This is a genomic window from Chengkuizengella axinellae, from assembly GCF_030730905.1.
In the GTDB taxonomy this organism is placed as follows: domain Bacteria; phylum Bacillota; class Bacilli; order Paenibacillales; family KCTC-33759; genus Chengkuizengella; species Chengkuizengella axinellae.
Genome location: NZ_JAVAMP010000004.1, coordinates 118,459 through 133,669, shown reverse-complemented (window position 1 = coordinate 133,669; position 15,211 = coordinate 118,459). Strand labels below are relative to the sequence as shown.

Genomic DNA, 15,211 nt, shown 5'->3' with positions numbered 1-15,211 from the left:
GTATGAGTAACAAGGATCATTATTTAATGAGCTTATTGGAAGAATATCCGAAATATAAAGAGATGTTATTTTGTAGGGGTTATATAATAACAACAAAAGAATTAGGCTATAATTCAGGATATCCGTTTTATGGTAAATGGGATAAGTTTGAATTCTGTAATGAAACCAATAAAGTGAATTTAAATATCTACTTACACAATTGGCAACAATGCTACTCTCATAAAGAAGACGATATATCTATTGCTTTAATAGGACATGCATATAATCCATTTGATATGAAGTATCAAGAGAGTGAAATCATTAAAGATTGCATTGATTCATATAAAAAAAGTAGAAATGCATTTTTTGAGAAAGTTAGTGAGTTAACTGGATCACATTTAATTATGTTAAGTAGTAAAGATGAAATTATAGTTTTACAAGATGGTTGTGGTATGATGCCTCTGTATTACGGGAAAGTAAACGAAGAACTTTATCTTTCGTCACATGGTCAACTAGTGGCAGATATTTGTGGGTTGAGCATGTCAAATGAAATTCAAAATTATACAAAAGCCTCATTTTACAAAATAGGAATAACTCAATTGTGTGGACTAAATTCTCCATTTAGTGAATTAACGATGCTTTCACCTAATACCACCTTAAACTTGAATAATTTGCTTGTAGAACGTTTTTATCCTAAATTAGCTTTGTCTCCAGCTGATTTGGGTACTAAATCTAATATTGAAGATGTATTAAAAAATAGTATTAAATTATGTACGGAAAAATGGGATTGTAGTATTTCACTAACTGGCGGTGTAGATAGTAAGATGACTCTTGCGGCAGCCAATGACTGTTATGGAAAACTAAAGTACTTTAGTTATATATCTTCTGAAGCTGAAAGTAAGGATGCTACAGCTGCAAGTGAAATCTGTTCAAACTTAGGATTGGAACATACAATATATGAAATTCCTCAGGAAAATTCTATGATTAGAGACTTTAATATAGTGGCTAGCATTATGGATCACAATCAAGCTTACATTAGAAGAAAAGACAATCAGGATGCTAGAAAAAGAGCCTATTTTGCTAATCATACTAACATTAAAATGGAGATTAGGTCGAATGTATCAGAAGTTGGCAGAGCTTTTTACTATAAAAAACTTGGTAAAAAAAGATTTCGTTATCCTCTGACTCCAAGAAACATGAGTAATCTTTCTAAACGGAACTTTTTTCAGAGAGATATTTTGAAGTTTATGGATAATTCATTCATGCATTTTATTGATGTTACAAGTTTTGGTGATTTTCCAAAAGGGTTCGATGAATCAGATATGTTTTATTGGGAGAACCGTATGCCTGCTTGGGGTGCCCTAGCTATACAAAGTTTTGATATCTCCCACGAAACTACAATTATATATAATAATAGAAAGCTTTTAGAAATGTATCTTAGATTCCCTTTAGAAGATAGAATATCCGATAAGTTGCAACAAACAATAATCCGAGATTTAAATCCAAAACTTTTTGAAATGAACATAAGCAATAATAATGCGATGAAAAATAAAAAAAGGATTTTGCTAGAAAGAATATTTTTTGAACTGAATTCTTTATTTTAATAATAAATAAAATCAACAATCACAAAGGATGAAATTCAATGAAAGTAATGGTGATTTCACCAAAAAATAAAACGTTGTTTAATTTTAGGGGAGACCTTATTAAAGAAATCATAGCCAAAAGACATGAAGTTATAGCAATTGGCCCCGACAAAAATTATTTAGAAGATGTTCTTGAATTGGGAGTAGAGTTTAAAGAAGTCTCATTTATTAAAGATAATACAAGTATATTAGGCGACTTACATTACTACAAAGAAATTAAGAGCATTATTTTATTTGAAAAACCAGATCTAGTTTTTAGTTATACTATTAAACCAGTTATTTATGGCAGTTTAGCAGCGAAAAGAGCCGGAGTAAAGGGGATTTATCCAATGGTTACCGGTTTGGGACGTGTGTATGCTTCTAAAAGTTTTAAAGCGAGCCTATTAAAGTTAATTACAGGGAAATTATATAAACGAGCTTTTAAAGGTTGTAACAAAGTGATTTTTCAAAATAGGGACGATCTAAAGCAATTTGTAGACATGAAATATCTTACAGAAGATAAAGCAACCCATGTGAATGGTTCTGGTGTTAATTTGTCTAGATTTCTATCTAATGAGTTACCAGAGAAGCCTGTTTTTTTAATGATAGCCAGAATTATAAAAGAAAAAGGTGTATTTGAATTTGCAAAAGCAGCAAGACTTGTGAAAAAAGAGTTTCCAGAAGCAAGGTTTATTTTATTAGGTGGATATGATAAATCACTAGGTGCTATTAAACCTGAAGATTTAGAACCTTATATTTTAGATGGGTCAATTGAATTTCCAGGAGAGACTAAAGATGTTATTCCATTTTTAGAAAAAGCAAGAGTTTTTGTTTTGCCTACTTATTACAGAGAGGGGCTACCTCGCACAATATTAGAAGCAATGGCGATGGGACGTCCGGTAATTACAACTGATTGGCCAGGTTGTCGTGATGCGGTTATTGATGGATATAATGGCTTTTTAGTTCAGCCGCATGACTATGAAAGTCTAGCCCAGAAGATGAAATATACTATTGAAAACCCTACAGTGGTAAAAAACATGGGGGGAAATAGTATGCGTCTGTGTAAAGATAAATATGATGTAAATATTGTTAATAAACAGATGCTTGAAATAATGGGAATTATGTAATAGAACCTAAATTGAAGTAAAGCAACCATAGATAAGGAGATTTTTAATGGAGTTTTATAAAAAGGTAATAAAAGACCAATCTATGAGATTTAAAATTATGCGTTTATTTAATTTCCTTCCTGACAATGCGATGATTAAATTAATATATAGGATAAAAACAGGAAGGATGCCAAATTTAATTAGTCCTAAAAGATATACTGAAAAATTACAATGGTACAAGTTAAACTACCATGACCCACTAATAACTAAATGTTCCGATAAGTTTGAGGTTAGGGACTATGTGACATCAAAAGGGTATTCTAATATTCTAAATGATTTGTATGGGGTTTATGAAAATGTCGATGAAATTGATTTCGATTCTCTTCCTTCATCTTTTGCAATTAAGGTCAATGATGGATCTGGTACAAATATCTTTATACAAGATAAAGCATCAATGGATATTGATGCAGTTAAAAATCAACTTGAAATTTGGCTAAGGCCCAAAAAGCGAACTGTATACAGAGAGTGGGGGTATTATAACATTAAGCCTAAAATAGTAATTGAAAAATTACTTGAAAGAGATTCAAATAATGATTTACCTGATTACAAATTCTTTTGCTTTAATGGTAAAGTTTTTTGTTTATATACAATGATTGATTATATTGATAATCATGCTAACGGTAAATTAGGTTTTTATGATGCAGACTTTAATAAAATGCCATATCGAAGAAATGATTATGGTGAGATAACTGTGAATTTGCCAAAACCTAAGAACTTTAAAAAGATGGTAGAGATTGCAGAAAAATTATCAGAAGATTTCCCTCATGTACGTGTTGATTTTTATAACTTGGATGGAGAAATAATATTTGGGGAATTGACTTTTTACAATGCAGGTGGTTATACAAGTTTTATACCTGATGAATTTGATTTTATTTTGGGTGAGCAGTTCGTACTTCCTAAGAAATTAAGGTGAATAGGTCATGAAAAAAAGTATTGTATTATATATAGGTAATTTCTCATTTCCTGTAGGGAATGCAGCTGGAAAAAGAGTATATGCAAATGGTAAACTTCTAAATCAACTTGGATATGAGGTAATATTTATCGGTATGGATAAAGAAATAGACCAATCACAATCTTTAGAATCTACCAAAAAAGTATATGACAATTTTGTATATTACAACTTTCCGTACCCCAATAAAAATATTGATTGGATGAATTATAGAAAAGTATTTGATGAGTTGGAAAGTCTTCTTAGGGATCAATATATAATTGATAATCTATCCTTTGTGATATATTACGGTAGTCCTAGACTCTCATTTTTTAATACTAAACTTATTGACTTTTGTAAAAAACAAAAAATAAAAGTAATAGCTGATTGTGTTGATTGGCTCACAGTTAAAACTAATAATTCCTTATTTAATATTGTCAAATGGTTTGATAATAATTACCAAAAAGCTTATGCAAATAAAAAAGCAGATGGAATAATTGCGATTAGTAAGTATTTATCAAATTACTATAATAAATACGGATGTAAGACTGTGATAATACCGCCATTATCTCCCGAAAATTGTAGACCTACAAGTAATGCAGTTCTAAATAATGATAAAAAAATAATTACTTATGCGGGTATTCCCTTTAGAAGAGGTAAACAAGTTAAAGATGTTAACAACTTAAAAGATAGGATTGATAAAACTATCAAATTGTTCTATCGAGCAAAAAAGAGTGGTTGTGATTTTACCTTTAATATATATGGCTTTTCCAAAGATGAGTATTTAGAGGCTATCCCTATGCAAAAAAAATACGTAGAAGAACTTGGAGAGAGCATAATATTTCATGGTCATAAGCCAAATGATTATGTTGTCAATAGTGTAATTAATTCTGATTTTACAATATTAATTAGGGATGTAAATAGAGATACTTCAGCTGGTTTTCCTACTAAAGTTTCAGAGAGTATAAGTTCTGGTACACCAGTTATTACTACTAAAACAAGTGACTTAGAAGACTACATTGTTGATGGGAAGAATGGTTACTTTTTAAGTGTAAATAATGAAGAGAAAAACCTTAAGGAAATTATTGAGATTTTACGTACAGATAGAGTTAGTATAAACAAAATGAAGCTACATTGTCGTGAGAACAATTTATTTTACTTCAAACACTTTCAGAATCAATTGAATTGTTTTTTAAACAGTCTAATTTAAGGAGCGTAGATGAAAATGAATCAATTTAATATACCGGTCGTACTCATTGTCTTTCGAAGAGTAGATACTGTTTTACGTATTTTAGAAAGGCTGGCGGAGGTAAAGCCCAAAAAACTATATATAATTTCAGATGGTCCTAGGAATGAAACAGAAAAAGAAGAAGTGTTACATTGCAGAAAAACTATTGAAGAGAATATCACTTGGGAATGTGAAATAGTCAAATATTATGCAGAAACTAACCAAGGTGTCTACGACAGAATTGGACTAGGAGCCAAATGGGTGTTTAGTAAAGAAGAAGAAGCAATATTTTTAGAAGATGATAACCTGCCAGAAGTTACTTTCTTTGATTTTTGTAAAGAAATGCTTGAAAGGTATAGAACTGATAAGCGAGTTTTATGGGTATGCGGTACTAACTATTTGGAAAACTACCAACCAGAAGATAAATCTAGTTATGTTTTCACAAAACATTTATTGCCATGTGGATGGGCCTCATGGTCAGATAAATTTTTAGACATGTACGATGGAGAAATGGATTTGTTATACGACGAATATTTATATAAGAGGCTTTATGATCAATACGAGAGCAAAAGCTTATATAGACAACAACTTTATGCTTTTAAAAGAACTCATTATTTACTGCGTAATCAACTTAATTTAGCATCTTGGGACTCTCAAATTGCATATTCGTTAAGAATAAACGGTGTTTATGGTATTTCTCCTAGTTCTAACTTAATAAAGAATATTGGAGTTGATAATTTTTCAACACACGGTGGTAATTCATTTAAAAGCACAATGACAACTCGCTTTTGTGGTATGGATTCTATTCCAATAAAATTCCCACTAAAACATCCTAAAGTTGTGATGGCTGATAAAGAATATGAGAAAAAAGTAGGTAATATAATTTTGTACCCTTTGTATGTTAGAGTGGGTTCCAAGTTCTTTAGATTATTAAAGCCATTATTCAAGGTTGGGAAATATGAAAGTTTCACAAAAACACTAAAAAATAGAATTAAAAACCTTAAATCTAAAATTGGTTTGTCAAACTAGATAAATGGTTTGATTTGGGAGGATAATATGATTAAAACTAAATATGGAACTCGTCCTACCCATAATATATTAAAGAGTATAGAAATATTACTATTAGCTTTTATAATAATTTATACAAGCGGGTATGCGATGTCAACAGTAGAAACAAGCATAGGAGCGTATGTTCTAATTATACCCACGTTTATTATGTTAGTAATTTTACTGGTGAAACAAAAAGTCTTCTTGAAAATTGATATATTCACATTTTCATATCTTATATTATGTCTAATGGTAATTGTATCTTTTATTGTAAACTTTAACTTCCCATATTTTAGCACTAATATAAAAACGTTATTAATTTTAACATTTGCTTTTTGTCTAGCAAGATTGATTAAATTTGAAGATTTTATTAAGTACTTTACATTATCCATGAAGTGTATAGTAATAATTTCCCTTATTATATATATATGGATAAATTATCTTAATCTACCTTTTAATTTACCTGTAGTATATAACATAAACGGTGCTGCGTATTATAATGGTATTTTCTTTTTTGTCTTTGTATTTTCAACCTTAAGAAATACAGGGGTCTTTTGGGAGCCTGGTCTTTTTGCTAGTTTTATTATTATCTCTATGATATTTGAAATTTCATTTAAAAAAAATATAAGTTACTTCAATTTACTCATTTTATTTTTAGGGTTATTAAGCACGCAATCGACTGCTGGATATTTTTTCTTGCCTATGATACTCCTCCTATTACTAAATAAAAATGCTAAATTTGGAAGGAGTTATTTTTTTAGTGCTTTATTTATTATAATCGCATTATTGGCTTATATAAATATGGGGAATATACTGCATTACTTATGGACGTTAAATCCAGATGTATTTGGGAAAATAATAAATCAGGAAGGTTCATATGTTGATCGCTTAGATTCCCCAATTACAAATCTTAGTATTTTCTTATCTTATCCGATTTTTGGTGCTGGAATTGGAAACATTAATTATATTTATGGTGGTTTAACTGATATTTATCAAACTTCAACGAGCACTTACTTTCTGGCTGCATTTGGCTTTTGGGGGGTACTATATACCTTGTTTTGGGTATATGGAATTATGAAATTAAGGAATCAAAATAATTTAAGTAAAATTATAATAATTTCGATATTTCTTATGATATTGAACAAAGAACCTCATACTTCGATTGTAGTTACCTACTGTATAATGTTTTTCTTTTTAAAAGAAGCATTTATAAGTAAAAGCAACAATCTAACAGGGAGTATAAAATGATAGTAGAAAATATAATTAAAAAATATGCTAGATTGAGTGTAGATAATAAGCAACTTTTTAACAATATCATGGGTTCATACATTGTCAAAGGTTCATCTATAATAGTTATGTTATTAACTATGCCTGCATATATGCGATATTTTTCAAATCATGAAGTATTAGGTCTTTGGTTTACATTACTCTCAATTTTAACATGGATACTTACTTTTGATCTTGGAATAGGAAATGGTCTAAGGAATAATCTTGTAAAGGCACTTGTTGAAAATAATTATATTAAAGCAAAAAAATATATTTCCTCAGCATATGGAATTATAGGTATTGTATCGCTGGTTATTTTATGTATAGGAAATATCTTTATAGGGTTAAGTAACTGGAATATAATACTTAATATTCCAGAAAGTACAATATCTAATGATGTACTTGTAACGACAATGAGGTTAATGTTTACAGGTATAGTTATGCAATTCTTTTTAAAGTTAATTGCCTCTATTCTAAATGCATTGCAAAAAACTGCCTTAACAAATTTTTTAACACTCTTATCAAGTATATTAATATTAATTTTTGTGTTGCTATTTAATGGTGACGATATTTCTAATAATCTAATCAGTCTCGCAACAGTAAATATATTAACAGTAAATATCCCACTTTTAATAGCAACGATAGTTATATTTTCTACAGTATTGAAAGATGCTAGACCCAACCTTAAGTATTACCAAAAAGAGTACGCATTAGAAGTAGTAAAATTAGGAGGAGCGTTCTTCGGGGTTCAGATATCTTTTATGGTAATCAGCTCAACTAATGAAATTTTGATTACTTGGTTATACGGAACTGAATATGTAGTGGAGTATCAAGTTTATCAAAGGCTGTTTTATTTGTTTGTGACCATATTTTCACTAATAACTAACCCGATATGGTCTGCAATCACAAAAGCATATGCAGAAGAGAAGTTTGCATGGATTTTAAAGACATATAAATTGTTAAATGTGTTTGCTTTTGTATGTAGTATAGGGAGCTTAACATTAGTTCTATTTATGCAAAAGATAGTTAATGTTTGGTTAGGAGATAGGGCCATTACAGTGAATTATACTACTTCTATTGCCTTTGCTGTTATTGTTATTGTTATGTTGTATATTATCTCAGTTACATGTGTTGCTAACGGGATAGGTGAATTGAAAAGTCAATTATTCTTTAACACTTTAGCTGCAGTGGCAAAGTTTCCTTTTGCATTTATTCTTGCTAATTATTTGGATAATTGGGTAAGTATAATAATTGTTAATATAATTATCATGATACCAGCTGTGTTTGGACAACCATTTATAATTATAAAGTTACTGAGAAGGCGGATAGAGTCTGCTGAGGAAAAAAATAGTATTGTTCATTCGGGTTAATTATACCCTTTAATTAGTTTAATAGATTGAATGTTTTTTATATAAATTACAAGGAGAAATGATTATGTTTGAAAACAAAACGTTACTTATAACAGGTGGTACAGGTTCTTTTGGAAATGCAGTAATGAAAAGATTCTTGGACACTAATATTAAGGAAATACGAATATTCTCAAGAGATGAAAAAAAACAAGATGATATGCGACAAAAGTATAAAAATAATAAACTTAAATTCTATTTAGGTGATGTAAGGGACTTGGGAAGTGTTAAGAATGCTATGCATGGTGTAGACTATATTTTCCACGCAGCGGCACTTAAACAGGTTCCATCTTGTGAATTCTTTCCTTTAGAAGCTGTAAAAACAAATGTAATCGGGACTGAAAATGTTTTAACAGGTGCTATTGAAAGTGGAGTAAAGAAAGTAATTTGTTTATCTACGGATAAAGCAGCTTATCCAATTAATGCTATGGGAATATCCAAGGCAATGATGGAAAAGGTGTTTGTTGCAAAATCCAGGACTGTAGATCATGACAGCACTCTAATTTGTGGGACTCGTTATGGCAATGTTATGGCTTCTAGAGGTTCCGTAATCCCGCTTTTTATTGAACAAATTAAAAATGGACAACCTTTAACTGTTACTGACCCAAATATGACTAGATTTTTAATGAGTCTAGAAGAAGCGGTTGAACTCGTCATTTTTGCATTTTACAATGCTCAGGCTGGAGATATCATGGTACAAAAATCACCTGCTTCCACAATTGGAGACTTAGCACAAGCTATTAAGGAGTTATTTAATGTAAATAATGAAATTAAGATTATTGGTACACGTCATGGAGAGAAAAGGTATGAAACTCTTCTCACTAAAGAAGAGTATGTAGCATCTGAGGATTATGGTGATTTTTATAGAGTCCCAGCTGACAAAAGAGATCTTAACTACGATAAATACTTTATTGAAGGTGATCAAAAGTTATCATCACAAGAAGAATATAATTCTGACAATACATTAAGATTAACTATTGAACAAATTAAAGATAAGTTATTAGCACTAGACTACGTTCAAGATGAGTTGAGGAGCTGGAATCAATAATGAAAATACTTGTAACTGGTTCAAAAGGGTTTATTGGTAAAAATCTTGTGGCAGAATTGAGGAACAGAAACTACACTGATATCTTTGAATACGGTAGGGAAACAGATCCATCTTTACTTGACGAATATTGTAAAGAAGCGGATTTTATATTTCATCTTGCAGGGGTGAATCGTCCTAAAGATCAGTCTGAATACATGGATGGTAACTATGGATTAACATCAGTTTTACTAGAAACACTAAAAAAACACCATAACACTTGCCCAGTAATGATTTCTTCATCCGTTCAAGCTAATCTTGAAAACCCATATGGTATCAGTAAAAAAGCAGGAGAAGACTTGCTTTTTAGGTATAGCAAAGAAACTGATGCAAAAGTACTTGTCTATCGTTTCCCCAATGTATTTGGTAAATGGTGTAGACCAAATTATAATAGTGCAATAGCGACATTTTGCTATAACGTTGCGCGTGATTTGCCAATAAGTGTCAATGACCCCGGTGTTGTAATGAACTTACTTTATATAGATGATGTTGTGGAAGAGATGATTAGTGCTCTAAATGGTAATGAAAACACTAAAGGGGACTTTTGTGAAGTTCCAATCGTTCATACTACTACCCTGGGAGAAATAGTTGATTTGATTTATTCATTCAAGATGAGTCGAGAAGAACGGTCTATTCCTGATATGTCTGATGTATTTACGAAAAAGCTATATAGTACCTATCTGAGCTATTTACCAGAAACTCAATTCAGTTATGACCTTAAGATGAACATAGATGATAGAGGTTCTTTTACGGAGTTTATTAAAACTAATGACAGGGGCCAGGTATCAGTTAATATATCCAAGCCCGGTATAACAAAAGGTAACCATTGGCATCACACTAAGAATGAAAAATTCCTTGTGGTAAATGGAAAAGGAGTTATTCGATTTAGAAATATTAATACAAATGAAATAATCGAGTATTTTGTAAGTGGAGATAAAATGGAAGTAGTGGACATACCTACTGGGTATACTCACAATATTGAGAATCTCGGGGATACAAACATGGTCACAATAATGTGGGCTAATGAGCTCTTTGATCCAGAGAAGCCGGATACTTACTTCTTGGAGGTATAGCTGATGAAGAAATTAAAAGTCATGACAGTCGTAGGTACTAGACCAGAGATTATTAGATTGTCGGCTGTTATTAATAAGTTAGAAAATTCAAACGCAATAGAACATACGCTTGTCCATACCGGACAAAATTATGACTATGAATTAAATGAAGTGTTTTTTAAAGATTTTTGTTTAAAAAAACCAGACTTTTTTCTAAATGCAGCTACTGGAAATGCAGTAGAAACCATAGGAGCAATTCTCATTAAAGTTGACCCAATTATGGATCAAGTGAAACCAGATGCATTGCTGGTTCTTGGGGATACTAATAGTTGTTTATGTGCTCTAGCAGCTAAAAGAAAAGGTGTACCTATTTTTCATATGGAAGCAGGAAATAGATGTTTTGACCAAAGAGTACCTGAAGAAACAAATAGAAAAATAGTTGACCACGTGTCTGATATAAATTTAACCTATAGTGATATTGCACGGGAGTATCTTCTCAGAGAAGGCTTTCCATCAGATAGAATTATCAAAACTGGTAGCCCTATGTTAGAAGTGCTTAATTCTAGAAAAGACGACATAGAGAAATCAGATGTATTGGAGAAATTAAACCTTGAAGTAGAGAAGTATTTTGTTGTATCGGCTCATAGGGACGAAAATATAAATTCAGAGACTAATTTTTTTGATTTAGTTGATAGTTTAAATTCGATTGCTGAAAGGTACAATAAACCTATTATTGTGAGTACACATCCTAGAACTAGAAAGATGATTGATACAAAAGGTATAGAGTTTCACCCTTTAGTAAGAGTAATGAAACCATTAGGTTTTAATGATTATGTCAAACTACAATGTAAAGCAAAGGCAGTTCTAAGTGATAGTGGAACGATTAGTGAAGAGTCTTCAATTCTTGGATTTAAGGCACTAAATATTAGACAAACTCATGAAAGACCTGAAGCAATGGAAGAAGCAGCGGTTATGATGGTAGGTTTGCATAAAGATAGAATAATGCAGGGGCTAGAAATATTAGAATTTCAGAAAAACGACACGTTGAGAAAAGTAGCTGACTATAGTATGTCGAATGTATCAGATAAAGTGCTTAGAATTATAATGTCTTATACTGATTATGTGAACAGGGTTGTTTGGGGGAAATAATATAATGGACACCCTATGTACACAATGGAAATACTTTAAAATAAAAAGGTCAGAAGGATGTATTGCTTTAATTTATTTTTCAAAGAGTGAAGGGAGGCGTGTAAATGTACAAAATAGCAGTAGCAGGAACAGGTTACGTCGGCTTAGTAGCTGGTGTTTGCTTTGCTGAAATTGGTCATCAAGTAACCTGTGTCGATATAGATGAAAAAAAAATAGATTTAATGAAATCTGGAGTTTCTCCAATTTATGAAACAGGTTTAGAAGAGTTGATGAAAAAAAATTATGCTACTGGAAGAATTGCCTATACAGCTGACTTCAAATCAGCCTACAAAGATGCTGATGCAATTTTTATTGGTGTTGGGACACCTGAACAACCTGATGGTTCTGCAAATTTGTCATACATTGCTACAGTTGCTAGACAAATTGCTGAATCAGTAGAAAAAGATTGTCTAGTAGTAGTTAAATCGACAGTTCCAGTTGGCACGAATGATAAAGTGGAACAGTTTATTCAGGACTTTTTAGTCAAGGACGTGAAAGTAGAAGTAGCATCGAACCCTGAATTCTTAGCACAAGGATCTGCTGTTCATGATACTCTTCATGCTGAGAGAATCATTATAGGAACTGAAAGTAAATGGGCTGAGGAATTATTAAAGAAAATCTATGAACCGTTTCATTTACCGATTGTTTCAGTAAATAGAAGATCGGCAGAAATGATAAAATATGCTTCCAATGACTTCCTTGCATTAAAAATCTCTTATATGAACGATATAGCTAATCTTTGTGAATTGGTTGGAGCAGATATTCAGGATGTAGCTAAGGGAATGAGCTTTGATGAGCGTATTGGAAGTAAGTTCTTAAATGCAGGGATTGGTTTTGGTGGATCATGCTTTCCTAAGGATACAAAAGCGCTTGAGTATATTGCTAAACAGAACGGTTATGAACTCAAAACGGTTAAAGCGGCTATTGATGTAAATAAAGAACAAAAAACAATGCTTTATAAGAAAGCAAGTAAAAGACTCATTACATTTAACGGTCTTAAGGTGGCGGTGTTAGGCTTAACATTTAAGCCTGGAACGGATGATTTAAGAGAGGCAGCATCTCTTGAGAATGTGCCCTTATTATTAGAACAAGGTGCAGATATTTACGCTTATGATCCCGTTGGAGCAGGTAACTTTGCAAAAGTTCATCCAGAGGGCAAGAATGGAAAAGGTAGCATCACCTATGTTTCCACCATAAAGCATGCTTTGGAAGGTGCGAATGTCTGCTTTGTCTTTACCGAATGGGGAGAAATAAAAGCATTAACACCTGAAACCTATAAGAAGTTAATGAGAACACCATTAGTATATGATGGTAGAAACATATTTGATGTCGAGGATATGCAAGAAGCAGGAATAGAGTATCACTCAATCGGAAGAAAACCTTCATTTAGTGCAACTGTTAAGGAGTCGAAGAATCTTGAATTACAAAACTCTTAATCCTAGTAAAACATATCTGATTACTGGAGCAGCTGGTTTTATTGGATACTACTTATCTAGGAAGCTACTAGAACAGGGTTGCCAGGTAGTTGGTATTGATAACGTCAATGACTACTATGATGTGAACCTTAAATATACTCGCTTAGGGAATTTAGAGCCTTATGAAAAGTTTACCCTTATTAAAGGTGACATATCAGATAAGGATATGCTAATAAGGACCTTTGAAGAGTACAAACCTAATGCTGTAGTAAACCTAGCTGCTCAAGCAGGAGTAAGAAATTCAATAGAGAATCCGGATGTTTATATTCGAAGTAATATCATTGGCTTTTATAATATCCTTGAGGCTTGCAGATATAATCCAGTGGATCATCTTGTATATGCATCATCTAGTTCTGTTTATGGAGCCAATAAAAAGGTTCCTTTTGAGGAAACAGATTTTGTTGATAATCCAGTTTCTCTATATGCATCTACTAAGAAATCAAATGAATTAATGGCACATACGTATAGTCATCTATATAAGATTCCAACTACTGGGCTTCGATTCTTTACTGTTTACGGTCCAATGGGTCGACCAGATATGGCCTATTTTGGATTTGCAAATAAGTATTTTACCGGTGAACCAATTAAAGTATTTAACAATGGTGATTTTGAAAATGACCTTTATCGCGATTTTACTTATATAGATGATATCGTTGAAGGCATTGAACGATTATTAAGTAATCCACCTAAAGGAAAAGTTCAACATAAAGTTTACAATATCGGAAATAACAGCCCTGAGAAACTGATGATGTTTATTGAAACGTTAGAAAAGTCATTAAGTATAGCTCTAGGTAAAGAAGTGCAATTTGAAAAAATCTTTGAACCTATTAAACCAGGTGACGTACTTGCTACTTATGCTTCGACAAATCAATTGCAAAAAGCTGTTGGTTTTAAGCCAGAGACTTCAATTGAAGAGGGGCTGCAGAAATTTGCTGATTGGTATGTAGATTATTATAAGCTGAAGGAATAGATACAATTACCCACTGAGTCTGTGATATGCTCTCCTTTAGGTAGATAGATTAAAAAGTAAAAATCTGGATACTTTTTGGGGAGTGTTTTTTATGTCTAAAAGATCATATTTTGCAGAAAGCTATCAGCTGGTAATTACTCTATACGTGAAATACTACAATATATGAAATATCAGATGCATCTGTCCTCAGAAGTTGGATTAAGCAGTATGAAAACTGCGGAGATGAAGCGCTGAAAGATAAACATGGTAAATAAGAAAGAAGAAGTTAAGCTAACTTCAGAATAGAAAATTAAACATCAAATGAAAAAGTTAGAGGATATCGAAAGGAGGCGAAAATAAGCAATCTATAGGGTGAAAGTCCCAAACTGAAAAGGCAGATGTAGCTGTTAGCTTAATTCCGTCGTGATGTAGAATCTGAAGGAAGCGAGTGGCAAACTTCCGGTATGAGAATACAAACTTCATAAAAGGATAAGTGTTATTGTGTGAGTTTGCTCAACAAAACATAACCCATTCTGTCAACGGACTTATTTGAGGAAAATAGTGGTTAATCTACGAGGCTACCAAAGGGCATGAACAAAAGAACAATTCATGCAAGAATCGTAACAAAGAATGATGAAGATACTATTGCATTTTATCTAAGTGAAAGTAATAAAAGGAAGCTAAGCAAGTATATGGAAAACCCGTCAAAGAGCTAAGGATACATATTCTACAAAACTGTCATATTCTTAGTGAGTATTCTTCTTTTCTAGCGATAGTTTTCTCTTGGTATTATTGTACCTTAGTACTCAGGAACAGTTTGT

At 31.9% G+C, this 15,211-nt stretch carries 13 protein-coding genes; all 13 read left to right on the top strand.

Going from position 1 to position 15,211, the window contains the following annotated elements:
* Positions 1 to 2: 2 nt before the first annotated feature.
* Positions 3 to 1,583 (top strand): asparagine synthase-related protein, encoded by a 1,581-nt coding sequence (locus tag Q5Y73_RS11525; RefSeq protein ID WP_305992045.1) that lies wholly within the window; start codon positions 3 to 5, stop codon positions 1,581 to 1,583.
* Positions 1,584 to 1,621: 38 nt separating this feature from the next.
* The gene (locus tag Q5Y73_RS11520; protein WP_305992044.1) at positions 1,622 to 2,728 is read left to right on the top strand and encodes a glycosyltransferase family 4 protein; all 1,107 of its coding nucleotides are present in this window, start codon (positions 1,622 to 1,624) and stop codon (positions 2,726 to 2,728) included.
* A 46-nt stretch (positions 2,729 to 2,774) separates the two neighbouring features.
* The gene (locus Q5Y73_RS11515; protein ID WP_305992043.1) at positions 2,775 to 3,680 is read left to right on the top strand and encodes an ATP-grasp fold amidoligase family protein; all 906 of its coding nucleotides are present in this window, start codon (positions 2,775 to 2,777) and stop codon (positions 3,678 to 3,680) included.
* Positions 3,681 to 3,687: 7 nt separating this feature from the next.
* A complete protein-coding gene (locus Q5Y73_RS11510; RefSeq protein WP_305992042.1) occupies positions 3,688 to 4,905 on the top strand; it encodes a glycosyltransferase in 1,218 nt (405 codons plus the stop codon).
* A 15-nt stretch (positions 4,906 to 4,920) separates the two neighbouring features.
* On the top strand, positions 4,921 to 5,952 hold the full coding sequence (locus Q5Y73_RS11505; protein WP_305992041.1) for a hypothetical protein: 1,032 nt from the start codon (positions 4,921 to 4,923) through the stop codon (positions 5,950 to 5,952).
* Between the two features lie 27 nt (positions 5,953 to 5,979).
* Positions 5,980 to 7,218, top strand: a complete 1,239-nt coding sequence (locus tag Q5Y73_RS11500; RefSeq protein WP_305992040.1) for a hypothetical protein — start codon at positions 5,980 to 5,982, stop codon at positions 7,216 to 7,218.
* Positions 7,215 to 8,606, top strand: a complete 1,392-nt coding sequence (locus Q5Y73_RS11495) for a lipopolysaccharide biosynthesis protein (RefSeq protein WP_305992039.1) — start codon at positions 7,215 to 7,217, stop codon at positions 8,604 to 8,606. Before Q5Y73_RS11500 ends, Q5Y73_RS11495 begins: the two co-directional genes overlap by 4 nt.
* 64 nt (positions 8,607 to 8,670) lie before the next feature.
* Positions 8,671 to 9,690 carry a nucleoside-diphosphate sugar epimerase/dehydratase gene (locus Q5Y73_RS11490; protein WP_305992038.1) on the top strand — a complete coding sequence of 340 codons (1,020 nt, stop codon included), beginning with the start codon at positions 8,671 to 8,673 and terminating at the stop codon, positions 9,688 to 9,690.
* Positions 9,690 to 10,799, top strand: coding sequence for a capsular polysaccharide biosynthesis protein CapF (locus tag Q5Y73_RS11485; protein ID WP_305992037.1), 1,110 nt, complete (start codon positions 9,690 to 9,692; stop codon positions 10,797 to 10,799). The genes Q5Y73_RS11490 and Q5Y73_RS11485 overlap by 1 nt, the downstream gene beginning before the upstream one ends.
* 3 nt (positions 10,800 to 10,802) lie before the next feature.
* The gene (wecB, locus tag Q5Y73_RS11480) at positions 10,803 to 11,927 is read left to right on the top strand and encodes a non-hydrolyzing UDP-N-acetylglucosamine 2-epimerase (RefSeq protein WP_305992036.1); all 1,125 of its coding nucleotides are present in this window, start codon (positions 10,803 to 10,805) and stop codon (positions 11,925 to 11,927) included.
* 104 nt (positions 11,928 to 12,031) lie between these two features.
* Positions 12,032 to 13,402 carry a UDP-glucose dehydrogenase family protein gene (locus Q5Y73_RS11475; RefSeq protein WP_305992035.1) on the top strand — a complete coding sequence of 457 codons (1,371 nt, stop codon included), beginning with the start codon at positions 12,032 to 12,034 and terminating at the stop codon, positions 13,400 to 13,402.
* A complete protein-coding gene (locus tag Q5Y73_RS11470; protein ID WP_305992034.1) occupies positions 13,383 to 14,411 on the top strand; it encodes a GDP-mannose 4,6-dehydratase in 1,029 nt (342 codons plus the stop codon). The genes Q5Y73_RS11475 and Q5Y73_RS11470 overlap by 20 nt, the downstream gene beginning before the upstream one ends.
* A 158-nt stretch (positions 14,412 to 14,569) precedes the next feature.
* Positions 14,570 to 14,665: a helix-turn-helix domain-containing protein gene (locus tag Q5Y73_RS24845; protein ID WP_371320201.1), complete on the top strand. Its 96-nt coding sequence runs from the start codon at positions 14,570 to 14,572 to the stop codon at positions 14,663 to 14,665.
* Positions 14,666 to 15,211: the final 546 nt, after the last annotated feature.